Source organism: Stenotrophomonas nematodicola (assembly GCF_009467805.1).
Lineage (GTDB): Bacteria > Pseudomonadota > Gammaproteobacteria > Xanthomonadales > Xanthomonadaceae > Stenotrophomonas > Stenotrophomonas nematodicola.
The window spans coordinates 1-5,432 of the sequence record NZ_WIAY01000014.1 but is presented as its reverse complement, the minus strand read 5'-3'; the positions used below and the strand labels follow the sequence as shown (position 1 = coordinate 5,432).

Annotated in this window: 2 tRNA genes and 3 rRNA genes; all 5 read left to right on the top strand. The window is 53.3% G+C overall.

Going from position 1 to position 5,432, the window contains the following annotated elements:
* Positions 1 to 245 precede the first annotated feature (245 nt).
* Positions 246 to 1,792, top strand: a 16S ribosomal RNA gene (locus GDJ08_RS19935).
* A gap of 95 nt (positions 1,793 to 1,887) precedes the next feature.
* A tRNA-Ala gene (locus GDJ08_RS19930) sits at positions 1,888 to 1,963 on the top strand.
* Positions 1,964 to 2,011: 48 nt separating this feature from the next.
* Positions 2,012 to 2,088: transfer RNA gene (locus GDJ08_RS19925), tRNA-Ile, on the top strand.
* Between the two features lie 229 nt (positions 2,089 to 2,317).
* Positions 2,318 to 5,196: ribosomal RNA gene (locus GDJ08_RS19920) — 23S ribosomal RNA — on the top strand.
* 123 nt (positions 5,197 to 5,319) lie between these two features.
* Positions 5,320 to 5,432, top strand: a 5S ribosomal RNA gene (gene rrf / locus GDJ08_RS19915); the annotation flags it as partial.

Below are 5,432 nucleotides of genomic sequence, written 5' to 3'. Positions count from 1 at the left end.
CGGCTATAATGGGCGGCTCGCAACGACGGAAACGTCGGGGCACACGGAGGAAGGCGCTGAGGCCGACTCCAAGGTTCTTTGACAGTATGCGCAGGTATCTTGTGAAGGCGCCTGCAGGAAGGATGATTTGTCCATCTTGCAGACGTTTGATCAAGCAACATATCAATTGTTTTAAAGCAAGCGAAACGTTGCCAGCGGTCAAGCATCTGCAGCTTTAAATTTTTAGTCCTCGGACTATACGTTTTTAAGTGAAGAGTTTGATCCTGGCTCAGAGTGAACGCTGGCGGTAGGCCTAACACATGCAAGTCGAACGGCAGCACAGTAAGAGCTTGCTCTTATGGGTGGCGAGTGGCGGACGGGTGAGGAATACATCGGAATCTACCTTTTCGTGGGGGATAACGTAGGGAAACTTACGCTAATACCGCATACGACCTTCGGGTGAAAGCAGGGGACCTTCGGGCCTTGCGCGGATAGATGAGCCGATGTCGGATTAGCTAGTTGGCGGGGTAAAGGCCCACCAAGGCGACGATCCGTAGCTGGTCTGAGAGGATGATCAGCCACACTGGAACTGAGACACGGTCCAGACTCCTACGGGAGGCAGCAGTGGGGAATATTGGACAATGGGCGCAAGCCTGATCCAGCCATACCGCGTGGGTGAAGAAGGCCTTCGGGTTGTAAAGCCCTTTTGTTGGGAAAGAAAAGCAATCGGCTAATACCCGGTTGTTCTGACGGTACCCAAAGAATAAGCACCGGCTAACTTCGTGCCAGCAGCCGCGGTAATACGAAGGGTGCAAGCGTTACTCGGAATTACTGGGCGTAAAGCGTGCGTAGGTGGTTGTTTAAGTCTGTTGTGAAAGCCCTGGGCTCAACCTGGGAATTGCAGTGGATACTGGGCGACTAGAGTGTGGTAGAGGGTAGTGGAATTCCCGGTGTAGCAGTGAAATGCGTAGAGATCGGGAGGAACATCCATGGCGAAGGCAGCTACCTGGACCAACACTGACACTGAGGCACGAAAGCGTGGGGAGCAAACAGGATTAGATACCCTGGTAGTCCACGCCCTAAACGATGCGAACTGGATGTTGGGTGCAATTTGGCACGCAGTATCGAAGCTAACGCGTTAAGTTCGCCGCCTGGGGAGTACGGTCGCAAGACTGAAACTCAAAGGAATTGACGGGGGCCCGCACAAGCGGTGGAGTATGTGGTTTAATTCGATGCAACGCGAAGAACCTTACCTGGTCTTGACATGTCGAGAACTTTCCAGAGATGGATTGGTGCCTTCGGGAACTCGAACACAGGTGCTGCATGGCTGTCGTCAGCTCGTGTCGTGAGATGTTGGGTTAAGTCCCGCAACGAGCGCAACCCTTGTCCTTAGTTGCCAGCACGTAATGGTGGGAACTCTAAGGAGACCGCCGGTGACAAACCGGAGGAAGGTGGGGATGACGTCAAGTCATCATGGCCCTTACGACCAGGGCTACACACGTACTACAATGGTAGGGACAGAGGGCTGCAAACCCGCGAGGGCAAGCCAATCCCAGAAACCCTATCTCAGTCCGGATTGGAGTCTGCAACTCGACTCCATGAAGTCGGAATCGCTAGTAATCGCAGATCAGCATTGCTGCGGTGAATACGTTCCCGGGCCTTGTACACACCGCCCGTCACACCATGGGAGTTTGTTGCACCAGAAGCAGGTAGCTTAACCTTCGGGAGGGCGCTTGCCACGGTGTGGCCGATGACTGGGGTGAAGTCGTAACAAGGTAGCCGTATCGGAAGGTGCGGCTGGATCACCTCCTTTTGAGCAAAGGCAACATCGTCCTGTCGGGCGTCTTCACAAAGTACCTGCATTCAGAGTTTCAAATCGGCCAGGCCGGTTTGAAAAGTCCCGTATATGGGGCCTTAGCTCAGCTGGGAGAGCACCTGCTTTGCAAGCAGGGGGTCGTCGGTTCGATCCCGACAGGCTCCACCACACGTTGCGTGTTTATCGACGCAAACGGCAATGAGCTGAACGGACATTGGGTCTGTAGCTCAGGTGGTTAGAGCGCACCCCTGATAAGGGTGAGGTCGGTAGTTCGAGTCTACCCAGACCCACCACTCTGAATGACTAGCGCATACAAAGAATTTATTACGCATCAGCACTGTGGCTGGTACGTGTTCTTTTAAAACTTGTGACGTAGCGAGCGTTTGAGATATCTATCTTGACGTGTCGTGAGGCTAAGGCGGAAGACTTAAATGTCTTCTTATTAATTGAGTCGTTATATTTCGTATCTGGGCTTTGTACCCCCAGATCATATATATAACCCAAGGCAACTTGCGGTTATATGGTCAAGCGAATAAGCGCACACGGTGGATGCCTTGGCGGTCAGAGGCGATGAAGGACGTGGCAGCCTGCGAAAAGTATCGGGGAGCTGGCAACAAGCTTTGATCCGGTAATGTCCGAATGGGGAAACCCACCCGCTTGCGGGTATCCTGCAGTGAATACATAGCTGCTGGAAGCGAACCTGGTGAACTGAAATATCTAAGTAACCAGAGGAAAAGAAATCAACCGAGATTCCCTGAGTAGCGACGAGCGAACGGGGACTAGCCCTTAAGCTGGAATGGTTCTAGAAAAACAGCCTGGAACGGCTGGCCATAGAAGGTGATAGCCCTGTATTTAAAAGGGCCACTCCAGTGAAGACGAGTAGGGCGGGGCACGTGAAACCCTGTCTGAACATGGGGGGACCATCCTCCAAGGCTAAATACTACTGACCGACCGATAGTGAACCAGTACCGTGAGGGAAAGGCGAAAAGAACCCCGGAGAGGGGAGTGAAATAGATCCTGAAACCGTGTGCGTACAAGCAGTAGGAGCTCGAAAGAGTGACTGCGTACCTTTTGTATAATGGGTCAGCGACTTACTGTTCGTGGCAAGCTTAACCGTATAGGGGAGGCGAAGGGAAACCGAGTCTGATAAGGGCGCATAGTCGCGGGCAGTAGACCCGAAACCGGGTGATCTAGTCATGGCCAGGGTGAAGGTGCCGTAACAGGTACTGGAGGCCCGAACCCACGTCTGTTGCAAAAGACGGGGATGAGCTGTGATTAGGAGTGAAAAGCTAATCGAACCCGGAGATAGCTGGTTCTCCTCGAAAGCTATTTAGGTAGCGCCTCATATGTATCCTCTCGGGGGTAGAGCACTGTTATGGCTAGGGGGTCATCGCGACTTACCAAACCATTGCAAACTCCGAATACCGAGACGGACTGTATGGGAGACACACGGCGGGTGCTAACGTCCGTCGTGAAAAGGGAAACAACCCAGACCCACAGCTAAGGTCCCAAATTCACTGCTAAGTGGAAAACCATGTGGAAAGGCACAGACAGCCAGGAGGTTGGCTTAGAAGCAGCCACCCTTTAAAGAAAGCGTAATAGCTCACTGGTCGAGTCGGTCTGCGGGGAAGATTTAACGGGGCTAAGCAGTGAACCGAAGCTTGGGGTGTGCATATTTATATGTACGCGGTAGAGGAGCGTTCCGTAAGCCGTTGAAGGTGGATTGAGAAGTCTGCTGGAGGTATCGGAAGTGCGAATGCTGACATGAGTAACGATAATGCGGGTGAAAAACCCGCACGCCGAAAGCCCAAGGTTTCCTTGCGCAACGTTAATCGGCGCAGGGTGAGTCGGCCCCTAAGGCGAGGACGAAAGTCGTAGTCGATGGGAAGCAGGTTAATATTCCTGCACCTCGCGTAAGTGCGATGGAGGGACGGAGAAGGTTAGGTGTACCCGGCGTTGGTTGTCCGGGGGAAAGGCGGTAGGTTTGGATCTTTGGCAAATCCGGGATCCTTTAAGACCGAGCACCGAGACGAGTCTTTAAGACGAAGTCACTGATACCACGCTTCCAGGAAAAGCTCCTAAGCTTCAGCTTACGCAGACCGTACCGTAAACCGACACAGGTGGGTAGGATGAGAATTCTCAGGCGCTTGAGAGAACTCGGGTGAAGGAACTAGGCAACATGGCACCGTAACTTCGGGAGAAGGTGCGCCCTTTTTGGTGGCTCATGCGAGCTATAGCTGAAGAGGGCCGCAGTAACCAGGCCGCTGCGACTGTTTATCAAAAACACAGCACTCTGCAAACACGAAAGTGGACGTATAGGGTGTGACGCCTGCCCGGTGCTGGAAGGTTAATTGATGGGGTCAGCCGCAAGGCGAAGCTCTTGATCGAAGCCCCAGTAAACGGCGGCCGTAACTATAACGGTCCTAAGGTAGCGAAATTCCTTGTCGGGTAAGTTCCGACCTGCACGAATGGCGTAACGACAGCGGCGCTGTCTCCACCCGAGACTCAGTGAAATTGAAATCGCTGTGAAGATGCAGCGTTCCCGTGGCAAGACGGAAAGACCCCGTGAACCTTTACTATAGCTTTACACTGAACGTTGAGTTCGTCTGTGTAGGATAGGTGGGAGGCTATGAAACTGTGGCGCTAGCTGCAGTGGAGCCATCCTTGAAATACCACCCTGTCGTGCTTGACGTTCTAACCTGGGCCCATTATCTGGGTCGGGGACCGTGTATGGTGGGTAGTTTGACTGGGGCGGTCTCCTCCTAAAGAGTAACGGAGGAGCTCGAAGGTACGCTCAGCGCGGTCGGACATCGCGCACTGTGTGCAAAGGCATAAGCGTGCTTGACTGCAAGATCGACGGATCAAGCAGGTAGGAAACTAGGACTTAGTGATCCGGTGGTTCTGTATGGAAGGGCCATCGCTCAACGGATAAAAGGTACTCCGGGGATAACAGGCTGATACCGCCCAAGAGTTCATATCGACGGCGGTGTTTGGCACCTCGATGTCGGCTCATCACATCCTGGGGCTGTAGTCGGTCCCAAGGGTATGGCTGTTCGCCATTTAAAGTGGTACGCGAGCTGGGTTCAGAACGTCGTGAGACAGTTCGGTCCCTATCTGCCATGGGCGTTGGAGATTTGAGAGGGGCTGCTCCTAGTACGAGAGGACCGGAGTGGACGAACCTCTGGTGTTCCGGTTGTCACGCCAGTGGCATTGCCGGGTAGCTATGTTCGGAAGCGATAACCGCTGAAAGCATCTAAGCGGGAAGCGCGCCTCAAGATGAGATCTCCCGGGGCACAAGCCCCCTGAAGGAACCATATAGACTATGTGGTTGATAGGTCAGGTGTGTAAGTACAGCAATGTATTGAGCTAACTGATACTAATGATCCGTGTGGCTTGACCATATAACCTCAAGTTGCCTTGGCCGACATGACATGTCGATAGATCCAAGTGCACGCTACGTCACAAGAACTATGAGAGGCAGGCGCCTATATCCGTTGTTTGGATGGCGACGCTCCAACCGTCTCCCTGGTGAAATTAGCGCTGTGGAACCACCCGATCCCATCCCGAACTCGGAAGTGAAACGCAGCTGCGCCGATGGTAGTGTGGCCTAAGCCATGCGAGAGTAGGTCATCGCCAG